9 protein-coding genes are annotated in these 13,130 nt (G+C 68.0%); 4 read left to right on the forward strand and 5 right to left on the reverse strand.

Going from position 1 to position 13,130, the window contains the following annotated elements:
• Window positions 1-3 precede the first annotated feature (3 nt).
• Entirely contained in the window at window positions 4-1,362 is a 1,359-nt protein-coding gene (locus F4X11_26515; protein MYN68527.1) for a DUF1552 domain-containing protein, read from the reverse strand.
• Complete coding sequence (locus F4X11_26520) at window positions 1,359-3,791, reverse strand: DUF1592 domain-containing protein (protein MYN68528.1); 2,433 nt, start codon at window positions 3,789-3,791, stop codon at window positions 1,359-1,361. The genes F4X11_26515 and F4X11_26520 overlap by 4 nt, the downstream gene beginning before the upstream one ends.
• Between F4X11_26520 and F4X11_26525 the strand changes: the two genes are divergently transcribed.
• The gene (locus F4X11_26525; protein MYN68529.1) at window positions 3,749-5,434 is read left to right on the forward strand and encodes a hypothetical protein; all 1,686 of its coding nucleotides are present in this window, start codon (window positions 3,749-3,751) and stop codon (window positions 5,432-5,434) included. The genes F4X11_26520 and F4X11_26525 overlap by 43 nt on opposite strands.
• Window positions 5,435-5,481: 47 nt before the next feature.
• On the forward strand, window positions 5,482-7,092 hold the full coding sequence (locus tag F4X11_26530) for an ATP-binding protein (protein MYN68530.1): 1,611 nt from the start codon (window positions 5,482-5,484) through the stop codon (window positions 7,090-7,092).
• A 50-nt stretch (window positions 7,093-7,142) separates the two neighbouring features.
• On the opposite strand, the gene F4X11_26535 is transcribed toward F4X11_26530, so the two are convergent.
• From F4X11_26535 to F4X11_26545, 3 genes are all read right to left on the reverse strand, one after another.
• Window positions 7,143-7,604 (reverse strand): hypothetical protein, encoded by a 462-nt coding sequence (locus F4X11_26535; GenBank protein ID MYN68531.1) that lies wholly within the window; start codon window positions 7,602-7,604, stop codon window positions 7,143-7,145.
• The gene (locus F4X11_26540; protein MYN68532.1) at window positions 7,601-9,079 is read right to left on the reverse strand and encodes an AAA family ATPase; all 1,479 of its coding nucleotides are present in this window, start codon (window positions 9,077-9,079) and stop codon (window positions 7,601-7,603) included. Before F4X11_26540 ends, F4X11_26535 begins: the two co-directional genes overlap by 4 nt.
• Window positions 9,080-9,237: 158 nt before the next feature.
• The gene (locus F4X11_26545; GenBank protein ID MYN68533.1) at window positions 9,238-10,185 is read right to left on the reverse strand and encodes a hypothetical protein; all 948 of its coding nucleotides are present in this window, start codon (window positions 10,183-10,185) and stop codon (window positions 9,238-9,240) included.
• Window positions 10,186-10,520: 335 nt separating this feature from the next.
• On the opposite strand from F4X11_26545, the gene F4X11_26550 reads away from it, so the two are divergent.
• Entirely contained in the window at window positions 10,521-12,065 is a 1,545-nt protein-coding gene (locus F4X11_26550) for a serine hydrolase (GenBank protein ID MYN68534.1), read from the forward strand.
• 89 nt (window positions 12,066-12,154) lie between these two features.
• Window positions 12,155-12,712 carry a Uma2 family endonuclease gene (locus F4X11_26555; GenBank protein MYN68535.1) on the forward strand — a complete coding sequence of 186 codons (558 nt, stop codon included), beginning with the start codon at window positions 12,155-12,157 and terminating at the stop codon, window positions 12,710-12,712.
• The last annotated feature ends 418 nt before the right edge of the window (window positions 12,713-13,130 follow it).

Below are 13,130 nucleotides of genomic sequence, written 5' to 3' on the forward strand. Positions count from 1 at the left end.
TGCTCAGACTCCCGACAGGTGCTTCACCACCCCGGTGCTGTCGCCCAGCCTCTCGGTCGGCACGCCGAGCTTCTCGAGCACGGCGAGCTGCAGGTTCGTGAGCGGCGTCTCCTCGGCCACCCGCAGGTGGCGTCCGCCCTTGATCCGGCCGGCCGCGCCGCCCGCCACGAGCACCGGCAGGTTGACGTGCAGGTGCTGGTTGCCGTCGCTGATCCCGCAGCCGTACTGGATCAGCACCTGGTCGAGCAGCGTGCCGTCGCCGTCCGGCGTGGCCGCGAGCTTCTCCATGAAGTAGGCGATCTGCGAGATGTGGTGCTGGTTGAGCTTCGCCAGCTTCGCCATCTGCTCGGGGCGGTTCTGGTGGTGCGACAGCCCGTGGTGCGGATCCGGGATGCCCAGCTCGGGATACGTGCGCGGGCTGACCTCGCGCGACATCATGAACGTGATGACGCGGGTCAGATCGGCCTGGAACGCCAGCACCTGCAGGTCGACCATCATCCGGGCGTGCTCTTCGAACGTGTCCGGGATGCCGCCGCTCGGCCGCGCCAGCTCCGGGAGTTCCCGGTGGCTCTGCGCCTCGGCGAACTGGATGCGGCGCTCGATGTCGCGGATGGCGTCGAGGTACTGGGTCACCTTGGTCCGGTCGCCCGGCCCGAGCACGCGCTGAAAGTCGGCCACCTCGTGCACGAGCGAGTCGAGGATGCTGCGATCCTCCCGGATCCGGGCGAGCCGCGCCTCGGGCGTCGTGTTGTCGGTGTCGCCGAACAGCCGCTCGAAGACGGCGCGCGGCTGGTTCTCCATCGGCAGCGGGTTGGTCGGATTGCGCCACGACAGGGTGTTGGCGTACGCGCAGCTCCAGCCCGCCTCGCAGGCGCCGATCAGCTCGTTGGGGTCGATGGCGAGCTCGAGCGAGTTGAGCACGGTCTCCTTGCCGAGCACCCCGGCCGCGATCTGGTCCATCGACGTCCCGGCGCGGATGTCCGGACCGTCGGTCTTCTTCGGATGAACGCCGGTGAGGAAGGTCGCGGCGGCGCGCACGTGGTCGCCGGTTCCCTCGCCGGGGAGCGGAAACGCCGGGGCATCGGCGAGCCCGCTGACGACCAGCAGCTTGTCCTTGAACGGGGTCAGCGGCTGCAGCGTCGCCGGCAGGTCCGTCAGGGCCTCGCCGTCGGCCGGCGTCCACTGGTTCATGATCACGCCGTTCGGCACGTAGCCGGTGAACAGACGCGGGATCGGCTTCGCCGCGGAGTTCCGCACGGCCGCGAACGCCGGGACCATGCCGTCGAGCAGCGGCAGCGCCAGCGAGGCGCCGACGCCCCGCAGGAACGTGCGGCGGGGGAGCGAGTTCTTGGTGATGATCATGGCTCCGCTGATCTCCTCATCTGAAACGGCGTACTCCGGACGATGCCCTCGACGAGGGCTGACCAACGATACCCCTCGTCAGCCGCCGCGTCCACGATGCTCCGGACGGCGGGTCCGTCGAACGACTCCACGCCGCGTCCGATCGCGTACGTGAGCAGCTTCTCGGCCACCGTCGTCACGAAGTTTCCGCCCCGGCCGCGCAGCGCCTGCCGCAGCGTGCCGGGACCGTCGACCGGGGTGCCGTCGGTCAGCGTCCCGCTGGCGTCGATCGCCGTACCGTCCTCGCCCACGTCGCGCCAGCGGCCGACCCCGTCGAAGTTCTCGAGCGCGAACCCGAGCGGATCCATGATCCGGTGGCAGCTCGCGCACACGGGGTTGGCGCGGTGCTGCTCCAGCCGGTCGCGGACCGAGCGTGGGGCGAGGCCGGCCTCGTCGTTCTCCTCGAGCGCGGGGACGTCGGGCGGCGGCGGCGGCGGCGGCGTGCCGAGAATGTTCTCCAGCAGCCACTTGCCGCGCAGCACCGGCGACGTGCGGTGCGCGTAGGAGGTGACGGTCAGCAGGCTGCCCTTGCCGAGCAGGCCCCGGCGTGTCGCTTGCGGCCCGCCGAGCTCGATTCGACGGAAGTGGTTGCCGTAGATGCTCGGCATACCGTAGTGGTCGGCGAGCCGCTCGTTGACGAAGGTGTAGTCGGCGGTCAGCAGATCCAGCACGCTGTGGTCCTCGCGGATCTGGCTGTCGAGGAAGAGCGTCATCTCGCGCGCCATCGCCTCGCGCAGGTTCGTGTCGAACTCGGGGAACGCCTGCGGATCCGGTGTCACCAGCGGCATGTTGCGCAGGTACAGCCACTGGCCGCCGAAGTTGTCGACCAGCGCCCGCGTGCGCGGGTCGGCCAGCATCCTGCGGACCTGGGCGCCCAGCACTGCCGGGTCGCGCAGCTCGCCGCGTTCGGCGGCGTCCAGCAGCTCGTCGTCCGGGATGCTGCTCCACAGGAAGAAGGAGAGCCGCGACGCCAGCTCCAGGTCGCTGATGGCGTAGGACTCGCCGGGGCCGATGTCGATCGGGTCGGTCTCGCGCCGGAAGAGGAAATCCGGGCTGACCAGGATGCGACGCAGCGCCATCTCCATGCCCGTGTCGAAGTCGCCCCGGGCGCGGCCCGCCTCGAAGAAGCCGAGCAGCATCCCGATGTCGCCGTCCGTCACCGGGCGCCGGAACGCGCGCCGCGCGATGCGCGTGACGATCTCGGTGGCGCAGGGAATCTCGTCCGTCACGGTCGCCGGACGGCAGGTGAAGATCCGCTGCCGGCTGGGCGTGTCGCCCCGGCCCGTGACGTGGTACGGCCCGCGCAGCTCCACGCTGCCGATGCCGGGGGGAACCGTCTGGTCGCCGGCGTACTCGTAGCTGGTGACGCGGTAGTCGGGGCGGCGCATGCCTTCCAGGTACGCCTGCTGGTCGACGAAGCTCACGGCCAGCGTCGCCGGCCCGGCCCTGGCGGCGAAGCGCACTTCCTGGCCGTCGTCCGGGACGTTGCGGAGATCGCGCCGCGTGGGGTTGCCGTCCGCGTCGAGTATCGGGCCGCCGACCGTCAGCGACTCGATCAGCGCGCCGTCCAGCCGAACCTCCAGATCGTGGGGCTCGAGCATGCCGCGGACGCGGCCGTCGTAGGTCCGCAGCAGGAAGATCTTCACGACGTACTCGCCGTCCACCGGGAAGTAGTGCTCGACGGCCAGCCCGCCGCGCGAGCCGAACGGCAGGTCGTCGCCGACCCGCTCGTTCTGGCGCAGGTTCTTGTCGACCTCGAAGACCTCCGTGGTCGGCTGAAGCGCGGGATCGCCCACCGCCAGCCGGGCGATCTTGCGCGAGGCGGCCAGGTACCGCTCGGTCAGCATCGGCGAGACCGACAGCACGTCGGCGATGTTGTCGAAGCCGAAGCCCGAATCGTCCGGCGGCAGCAGCGTCCGCTCGTCGATGTCGAGCGCCAGCAGGTCGCGGATGGCGTTGGCGTACTCGGCCCGGTTCAGCCGGTGCACGGCGTGGCGCCGGCCGGGGTCGGGACGCTCGGCGGCAGCCGCGTCGATGCGGTCCGCGATCCAGGCGGTCAGCCCGTCGTAGGTGGCGTCGTCGGGCCGCGGCCGGTCGGCCGGCGGCATCGAGCGGGTGCTCAGCTTGCGAAGGACCTTTTCCCAGACCTCGGTCTCGTGCCGGTCCTCGCCGACACGGGCGAGGTCGAGGCTCTGCAGCGTCAGTCCGGCGGTCAGGGTCCGGTCGTTGTGGCAGCCTACGCAGTAGCGCCGGAGCACCTGGCCGTGCGCTGCCGCGGGATCCGCCGGCGCAACGGTTTGCGCGGCCAGTGGGGAAGACCCGGCCCAGGCGGCGAGCATGCAGATGGATGCGAATCGAAGCAGTCGACGTACGGGCAGGTCTGGTCTCATGGGCCGTCCGGCTCGCGCGCGAGATTTTCGGTGCAACGTCTGTCGATTTAAGAGTGCATTATCATGACGTTGTTTCGGGAGTGTCAAGAAGCCTGTCGCGCGGAAGGGGATGTCCAGCCATGCGGATCCTGCCGATGATCGTTGCCTTCCTGGCCGTCGCCCTGCTCGGCGCGGCGCCGGCGCCGGCCGCCGTCGACCTGCCCCTGATCGACGCGGTCAAGATGGCGGACTCGGCCCGGGTCGAGCGGCTGCTGGCCGCCGGCGCGGACGTCGCCGAGCCGCAGGGGGACGGGGCGACGGCGCTCCACTGGGCTGCGCATGGTGACCAGGCGGACATGGCGCGACTGCTCGTCGCCGCCGGCGCCGACGTCAACGCGGCCGACGACCATGGCGTGACGCCGCTGGCGCTCGCCTGCCTCAACGCGAGCGTCGCGATGGTCGACCTGCTGCTCGAGGCGGGGGCCGACCCGAACGTCGCGCGGACCAGCGGCGTGACCCCGCTGATGATCGCGGCGCGTGTCGGCGAGATCGAGGTCGTCCGACGCCTGCTGCGGGCGGGCGCCGACTCGACGACGGCCGAGAAGACGCGCGGTCAGACCGCGTTGATGTGGGCCATAGCCGAGAACCAGACCCAGGTGGCCAGCGTCCTGCTGGAGACCGGTGGCGGCGCGACCGTGCGGTCGCGGAACGGCTTCACGCCGTTGCTGTTCGCCGCGCAGCAGGGAAACCTGGACGTGGCCCGGCTGCTGCTGTCCGCGGGGGCCGACGTGAGTGAGGCGGCGCCCGATGGCATCGGCGGCGACACGAACGCGCGGGCGCTGTTCAAGGAGGACACCGAGGCAGCGGCCCTGCTGGTCGCCATCGACAGCGGCCACGCCGAGATGGCGCACTTCCTGATCGCGCGCGGCGCCGACCCGAACCACCATGGAGCGGGGCGGACCCCCCTGCACGCGGCGGTCCAGCGGCAGATGCCGGACGTGGTCCGGGCGTTGGTCGAAGCGGGAGCGGATCCCGACGTGCGCCTCGAGAAATCGCTCCCGCTCGTGTCCCGCCGCATCACCCAGGACAATGGCCTGACGCCGACCACGGTCGGCTCCACGCCGTTCCTGCTCGCCGCGAGCTTCGGCGACGTCGAGAGCATGCGCATCCTCGTCGCGGCCGGCGCCGACCCGTTCCTGACCGCAGACGACAATACGACGGCGCTGATGGTCGCGGCCGGCGCCGACTACGTGGAGGGGCAGGACAAGTACGGCGTGCGTTCCTATCCCGCCTACTACGAGACGCTCCAGCGCCGCGCCTTCGAGGCGACGAAGTACTGCCTGGAGCTCGGACTCGACGTCAACGCGGTGAACGACGCGGGTCAGACCCCGCTGCACGGCGCCGTCTACATGGGGGGCACGCTGATCGCCCCGTACCTCGTGGAACAGGGCGCCGAGATGGACGTGATCAACCTGCGCGGGCAGACGCCGTGGATGGTCGCAGCCCAGGGCGAGTACCGCGCCGGTTCCTTCTACCGCCACGAGGAGACCGGGGAAGTGCTCGAGATGCTCGGCGCCGACACGACGCTCGGCTTCGATCTCGGCCGGGACTTCTGGGCGCAGCTCGGGATGGAGGATCCGACGCGCCGGAGGCGCCGCCGGTAGCGGTCCGGGGGCCGGGCGTCGGGGCTTCAGTGCGGTAAGCTGCTTCCGTGGACGCGCCCAGGCGCAAGCTACCCATCGGCATCCAGACCTTTCGCAAGATGCGCGAGGAGGACTGCTACTACGTCGACAAGACCTCCTACGTTCGGCGGCTGGTCGACGAAGGCTCCCATTACTTCCTGTCGCGCCCGAGGCGGTTCGGCAAGAGTCTGTTTCTGGACACGCTGAAGGAGCTGTTCGAGGGCAACGACGCGCTGTTCGAGGGGCTGGACATCCACGGCCGCCGCGACTGGTCCATCCGCCACCCCGTGCTGCGGTTCAGCTTCGGCGCGGGGGATTTCGGGCAGTCGGGATTTCTGGAGGCGAGCTGCATGGAAAAGCTGGCCGCCGCCGAGGTCGAAGCGGGCGTGTCCACCGAATACGCCACGGCTTCCGGGCGCTTCGCCGCGTTGCTCGCGGCGCTGCACCGCCGGACCGGACAGCGAGTGGTGGTGTTGGTGGACGAGTACGACAAGCCGATCCTCGATGCACTGGACGAGCCGGACGTGGCGCGCGCCAACCGGAACTTCCTCCGCGGCTTCTATTCGGTGGTCAAGGACAACGACGCCCATGTCCGCTTCACGTTCATCACGGGGGTGAGCAGGAGCCTTCAGCGGGGGTGCGCGAGGGGGCACCCCTCGCATGGAACAGCCTCCAGGGTGAGCCTGTTCTCCGGCCTCAACAACCTGCGAGACATCACGCTGGATCCTCGCTACTCGGCCATCTGCGGCTACACCGATGCGGACCTGGACACCGTGTTCGCCCCCGAGCTGCCCGGACTCGACCGGGAAGAGATCCGCCGCTGGTACAACGGCTACGGCTGGCTCGGAGCGGAAAAGGTCTACAACCCCTTCGACATACTGCTCCTGTTCGACAGTCGCCAGTTCGCCGCGCACGGGTTCGAGACCGGCACGCCCACGTTCCTGATCGAAACGCTCGTCGAGCGCGGGGTGGACTCCTTCGCACTTGAGGGGATGGCCGGTACCGACGAACTGCTGTCCACCTTCGACGTGGGCGACATGGCGACCGAGGCGCTGCTGTTCCAGACCGGGTACCTGACGATCCGAGACCATGAGCGCGCGGGCAGCCGGACCTTGTACCGGCTGGACTACCCCAACCAGGAGGTGCGCCAGAGCCTGAACGACAGTCTGTTGCGGCATCTGTCCGGGAATCCGACGCGCCAGACGGCGAACAGCATCCGGCTCCACGAGTTGCTAGAGGCCAACGACTTCGCGGGTCTGAAGACGCTGTTCCACGCGTTCTACGCCAGCATTCCCCACCAGTGGCACGCCAGGAACGACATCGCTAACTTCGAGGGTTACTACGCGAGCGTCTTCTACTCCTACTTCGCCGGTCTCGGCCTGGATGTCTCGGTAGAGGACAGCACCAGCCGCGGACGCCTGGACATGGCGGTGCGCTGCAACGGGCGCGTGTACCTCTTCGAGTTCAAGGTCGTGGAGACGGCCTCGAAGGGCGCGGCGATGGCGCAGTTGAAGGAGCGGCGCTACGCAGACAAGTACCGGCACCTGGGCCAGCCGATCCATCTCGTCGCCGTGGAGTTCAGCAGGAAGTCCCGCAACGTCGCGGCGTTCGAGGCTTTCGAGGTGGAACGCGCGGATTGATGCAGCCGTTGGCCGCTACTGAAGCGCAGCTCTGCGTTACCTGCCAACCGTCATGTGTTCCCGAGCGTCTCGGTCAACTGCTCCCCGCAAGCCAAGCGCCGGATCTTCTCCTCGCGCTTCCGAAACCGCACGCTCTTCTGCCGCAATTCGAATTGCTTGTCACGCCGCAGCTCCTTGGACACCAGTACCAGCCTGAAGTCGATGGCGAGATCACGGGGAGCCAGTTCGTCAGCGGCGTCCGCGCCGGCCTGGAGCTGCTTGGTGGCTTTCTTGATGGCCGGCGCTCCGTCCTTGATCTCGATCGGCGCGACCAGGTTGGGATCCGCGAAGAATAGGAAGTCGCACTTGGCTTGAGTCTTTCCCAAAGGGGATCCCGCTTCGTCGAGGTCGATGACGATGTGCGGGTCGGGTACGTCCACTAGCGAGACACCGCAATTGCCTTTGTTGATGCCGTCGACCAGACAGGCGCGATCATCGAGCTTGGCACGAGCCGCGTGCGCGAAGCCATTCACTCCGCGTTCCCTTGCGGGTCGGCGATACTTGCCCACTCGTTGTGCAGCGCCGCCGCGACGGTATCGAATCCAGACGGGAACAATCCCGTGTCGGCGTCCAGTGCGATCTCTTGCACGTTCTTCGAACCAGGGCCATCCCCGGCCGCTTCGAACAGCCACACCCCGACATCACGGGCGTCCAGGGGCTTGACGTCGGCTTTCCCGTTGCTTCGGTTGGCTAGCCGGGACCTTCCGACGAGGTTGCCGAGTGCTTCGAGCACCCACTCGCTATGGGTGGTCAAGAGGATTCGGACCCCCGCTCCGACGATCTCGGCGAGCAGTCGAGTGAACGCGACCTGCATGGCGGGATGAAGGTGGGATTCTGGCTCATCGATAATCAGCAAGTCACCCGGCGCAACCACATGTCGAAGATACAAGACCACGGGCGCGAGCTCCGACACCATGGAGGATGTACTCGACAAAGGCAGTCCCCCGGATTCCCATCCATGTGGATGGTAGGTGAAGCGCGGATAAGCGATGCCGGGCAGGCTCTCGACCCGGATCGCACCGCCGAGTACTCCGTCTTCGATGCGTTCCCCAACTCTGCGGAGGGGTTCCCTGCCGCCCCGGACTACTCCTTGTCGGCGGGATGCCATCTCCACGAGTTGCTCCAGGAAGTCGCCGCGCAGGCCGGACAATGGCGGCTCAGTGTCGGCCCCTCGAATGCCACCCATGGTTGCGCTCCGTATGAGGACACGCACCATGGCCCCGTGGGCGTTCATCAGGCCGGTTCGGTCTGCGGGAAGATAAAAGGCCGGATGATGGTCCGTCAGCACGTCGCGGGCCAGCGTGCCGATGACTTCCCATTCCAACCGTGGCTGTGCTTCGGAATCAAGTCCCGTCAGCAATCGGTCGGTGGCAGACCAAGTGTAATAGTTGTCATGAATTCGGACGCCGCTGGGAATGGTAGACAGGAAAGTCCATGTCTCGTCGCCGAGGGTCAGCTCGTGCACTGCCGGCGTGGGAGTTCCCTCGACCGCGTTTCGAAGCAGGATACGAGGACGTCCTGCGCTCTCCCTGCGGGTCAGACGGGCGCCAGTGTCGACGCCGAAACAACGCTCTATTTCCTCGCCGATTGCGGCGCTCTGTTGTTCGAGATACATACGAATCGCTGCGGTAACCGGGGCAGTCAGCTCGATGTGCTCCGCTGGTTCCGCACTTGGGGACGCCAATCTCCTAAACTGCTCCGCGATGCGCACGAGATCTGTGCCTGCTCCTTCGGGAAGTGCTGCGTCGAACGTCGTCCAGACCCAGGGACCTGGCCCGCTTGGGCTATTCCCGAAATAGCGGTGCAAAGCGTAGACGAGCGTCGCCAACCAGGACTTCCCCGTGTTGCTGGGTCCGACGAACACGGTCAACGGGCGTAACTCGACGCACGCCTGGGCAACCGGCCCAAAATCGGTCACCTCAAGAGTCAGGGGGTGATGGTTGGTCACCGGAGCGTCATCCTGTTCCGCCGGTGCCTTGACTGCCTTGGGAGTTGGCACTGACCGGGTTGGCAGGCAAGGTTCCGGCGGACGCTCGGCCGCTGGCGGTTGGCCGGGCCGGGCGCCGCCGCGCCGGCCGGCGCCCGGGAACGAGAGGCTGCAGCGGTTTACTGCTTCACGTACTTGTGCAGCTCCGGCCGCACCGTGTCGGCGACCCAGATGTCGCCGTTCGGCGTCAGCGTCATGTAGTGCGCTTCGCCGAACTCCCCGAGCCCGCGGCCGGGCTGGCCGTTGCGGCCCACCGCCCTGCCGTTCTCGTCCAGCTCGAGGATCTCGCCGGCGAAGCCGCTGACCATGTACATCGTGCCGTCGGAATGGATGTAGAGCCCGCAGGGCAGGCCCTTGTAGGCCCATTCCTTGACGTAGTTGCCGTCGCGGTCGAAGATCTGGATCCGCCGGTTCTCACGGTCGGCGACGTAGACCATTCCCTCGGTGTCGATGACGACCGAGTGCGGCGTGTCGAACTGGCTGGGGCCGGTCCCCTGCTCGCCCCACGACTTCAGCAGCTCGCCCTCGCGATCGAACTTCAGCACGTGCGGCTCGCCCTGCCCGTGGCCGACGAGGACGAAGAGCTCGCCATCGAGGCCGACGGCGAGGTCGGTCGGCTCGTGCATCAGCGGCGTGTCGTCCGGGGTGATGGTCATCAGGACCTCGCCCTCGGGATTCATCTTGCGCACCGTGTCGGCGTTGACGTCGGTCGTCCAGATGTGGCCTTCCGAGTCGATGCGCATGCCGTGCGGCCGGTCGTACTGGCCCTGGCCCCAGGAGCGGACGAAGGTGCCGTCCGGCTCGAACTCCATCAGCGGGTTCGGGCCCCGGTTGAAGACGAGGATGCGGTTCATGGAGGTCCAGCCGACGCTGGAGGGCGCGCCCATCTCCAGGTCGTCCGGAATCTGCAGGCCGTGCGGCACGGGCCGGTACCCCAGATCCGGCGCATCTTCCATCTGGGCGGGGTCAGGGCCGTCCAGCACCTGGGCCCCGGCGGCTACGGACAGGCCGAGCGTGAGTGCGAGGACGACGGTGAACGTCCAGGAAACGTGACGTGCTGGCGACATGGCAACTCCTCGGGAAAAGCCTGTTGAACGGCTCGCATTGTAGCATTGCGGCCGCTCCGCCGAGCGGCCGACCCCGGCGCCGGGTCCTGCTGCACAAGGGGAGCGAGCGCATCGGGGGCAGCCCGGTTTCGTCGTCGGGACGCATGGTGGGCTCCGCGGACGCCTGGCCCGATGGACCCACCTTGTCCCTTGCTCCCCCGACGCCTGGATACTACGCTTCCTCGACCAGCCCGGGCGATCGTGTCCCGCGGCTGTGGATTCGCACCCAATTGGGTTTGGGAGTCTCCGCCGCTTCCGGGGCGCGGATTCCCGGGCTGCAGAACGGGGAGGGCAGGATGAAGACGAAGTATCGAGCGACCGTGCGGTGGATCCAGGCGTGGCCGTCCGCCGGCGCCGCGATGCTGGTCGGTCTCGTCGTGGCGTGGAGCACCCTTTCCGCCGCCCCGGCGCAGGCCGGCGGCGAGCAGGAGGACCAGCGCGCGGCGATGCTCGCGCGCGCCGCCGAGGCCGAGCTCGACACCGAGTACGTCGCCCCGCCCGGCGACCCGCTGTCGCACCACATCTCGGGCTTCGCCAAGACGCTCTGCTCGGCGGTTTTCGTCACCGGGCTCGACCCGGATTTCGCGGCCGAGAGCGTCGGGTTCTTCAGCGGGCCCTACGAGCACCGGCGCCACGTCACGAACCGCGAGGTCGACAACGACGAGCGGCGCATCCACCTGACCCTGCCGAACGGCGTCGTCCGCACCGCCAAGCTGAACGGCGACCACGGGTGCGTGACCCTGCCCGTCGGCGAGGACGACGTCTTCTTCGACCCGATCGACATCCGAAGCACCCTGCCCAATCCGGCGACCACCCCTTGGCCGATGGGTGACGTACTGCCCGATACGCCGCTGCCGGCCGACATCGACGCGGACAAGGTGCAGCAGGCGGTCGACGCCGCCTTCGATCCGCCCGAGGGCTTGACCGCCGCGTTCGTCGTGACCCACAAGGGGCGCATCATCGGCGAGCGTTACGGCCCGGGCATCACCATGCACACGCCGCTCGAGAGCTGGTCGATGGGCAAGAGCCTGACCGCAACCCTGATGGGCGTGCTGATCCAGCAGGGCGTGTACGAGCTCTACCAGCCCGCGCCGGTTCCCGAGTGGCAGATGCCCGGCGATCCACGCCAGGAGATTCGCATCGCGGACATCCTGCGCATGTCGAGCGGCGTCCGGTTCCGCGGCGTCGGCGATCCCGACCTGGATCCGTCGCTCGGCTACCCCGATCATCTGTACGTCTACACCGGCTCGGCGAACTCCTTCGAGTGGGCGGCGACGCGGCCGCAGCAGTGGCCGCCGAACACCATCGGCCGCTACCGCAACTCCGACCCGGTGCTGACCAACTACCTGGTCCGGCTCGGCGTCGAGGGGCGCGGCGACGAGTATCTGTCGTTCCCGCAGCGCGATCTCTTCGACAAGATCGGTATCCGCGGGTTCGTGCTCGAGACCGATCCCTACGGGAACTACCTACTGCAGGGTTACGAGCTGGCCCCCGCCCGCGACTGGGCGCGGCTCGGGAACCTGTACCTGCAGGACGGCGTGTGGGACGGCGAGCGCATCCTGCCTGAAGGCTACGCCGACTTCGTCAGCACGGTCGCGCCGGCCTGGGAGGCCGACGGCCGGCCCATCTACGGCGGCTTCTTCTGGATCAACGGCACCGGCACGTTCCCGGTCCCGCGCGAGGCGTACTACATGTCCGGGGCGGGCGGCCAGACGACGCTGATCGTGCCGTCGCACGACCTGGTCGTGGTCCGGCAGGGCCATTACCGCGGCTCGGGGTTCGGCGGGCAGGCGCTGCGGCGCGCCCTGGCCCTGCTGATGGAGGCGGTGCCGGCGAGTTGATCGCGCCACACGCCGGGGCCGGTGCGCAACGACGTCGGGGTCGCGGGCGGCGACGTGCCGCAGTCTACGGACGTGGTATACGTGAGGGCATGGCGATTCCAGCGCAGCGCTCGCTCATGACCGCCGAGGAGCTGTTCGAACTGCAGGACGATGGCTACTGTTACAAGCTGGTCGACGGGGACTTGGTCCGCAAGACTCCCTCGGGCGGCGAGCACGGCGCGGTGACGGCGTGCGTCAGCCAGGTGCTCCGGGAGTATGTCGAAACCCACGGTGGTGTCTGTTGCGGCGCCGAGACGGGGTTCATTCTGCGACGCACGCCGGACGTCGTCCGCGCGCCGGATGCCGCCTTCGTCTCGCACGAACGCGTCCCGGAGGACGGTATCCCGAAGTCGTTTTGGCCCTTCGCGCCCGATCTCGCCGTCGAAGTCCCGTCGCCCAACGATCGTTTCTCCGACGTGCACCTCAAGATCGCCGAGTACTTCGCGGCGGGAACGCGTCTTGTCTGGATAGTCGAGCCCGCCACGAGGCGTGTGCACGTGCATCTGTCACCGCACGATGTGCAGGTAGTCGAGGAGGATGGCGAGTTGATTGGCGACGATGTGCTGCCGGGATTCCGGTGCGCCGTGAAGCGGCTCTTTCCGGTGTGACTCGCGGGTGACGGGCGGGTCAGGCGTTCGGGAGGATGATCTCAAGTCCTGCTCGGTCACCGAACGGAACACCGGCAATCTCGCAGGCGATTCTCAGAGAACGGGTTTTCTGTTTGTTGGAAAGATGGGTGAGTAGCCACCAGTCGCCAGGAAGCAGCGCGGCACTCCTGATCATGGGTTCGCTGCCGGAGAGTTCCCGTTTCGTTCGTGCGAGGCCTCGATTCTTGCGCCCTCGAAGCTTGGGGTCCGCCCGATTCAGGAAGCCTCCGTCTCGTTCGGCCAGTGTCTTGAATGCCGTGACGTAGGCAGCCCGGGCATCCTTCGCGATGCGCTCTTTTCCGAACAGGTGGTAACGTATGCTCTTAGCCCGAATTTCTCACAGCTCTTCGAGATCGGGCATGAGGCGTCGCGTTGGGGT

The organism is Acidobacteriota bacterium (genome assembly GCA_009861545.1).
GTDB lineage: Bacteria > Acidobacteriota > Vicinamibacteria > Vicinamibacterales > UBA8438 > WTFV01.